Here is a 586-nt window from a genome sequence, read left to right as displayed (position 1 = left end):
AAGCAAACACCAGAACTTAAAGACGCCGTGGCCGCGCTGTTTCCCCTCGTGAAGGCACAAAAAGACCAGTTTATTCCTCAGCACACTGCCAACCTGCTGTGGGCCATGGCAAAACTGGTGGACAACGGAGACGAACAGACACCAGAGTTCAACGAAGCGGTGGCTGCCCTGTTGACCTGTGTGATCGTACAAAAAACTAACTTTAACCCACAGGAAATCACCAGCCTGCTGTGGGCCATGGCGAAACTGGTGGACAACGGGCAGGAACGGACACCAGGGCTCAACAAGGCTGTGGCCGCGTTGTTGCTCCACATTAACGCACAGAAGGACCAATTCAGTGCCCAGGGTATTGCCAACCTGCTATGGGCCACGGCCAAACTGGGTGAACTCGTTGAGCTTAACGTGGCTACCTCTACGTTCGAATCACTTGTCTCTCGAACCAGAAAGAACCTTCAGTTTTCTCAGGAAGAGATATCGATGTCTCTCTGGGCAGTAATGGTATGCTGTGCCAGGTTGGCTCTAGACTCTAATGCCAATAAAAATAACGTGCTTGAAAAGCACATGGATGACCTGTTGACTCGCCTGG

Annotated in this window: 1 protein-coding gene; it reads left to right on the top strand. The window is 51.7% G+C overall.

All coding sequences use genetic code 11. From position 1 onward, the window contains the following. Positions 1-586: hypothetical protein (locus J7438_RS27045; RefSeq protein WP_209279104.1), on the top strand; the 586-nt coding region annotated here is incomplete at both ends.

Origin of the sequence: Thalassotalea sp. G20_0, assembly GCF_017744175.1 — a bacterium.
In the GTDB taxonomy this organism is placed as follows: Bacteria; Pseudomonadota; Gammaproteobacteria; order Pseudomonadales; family Endozoicomonadaceae; genus Endozoicomonas.
This window is presented reverse-complemented; position numbering and strand designations above follow the sequence as displayed.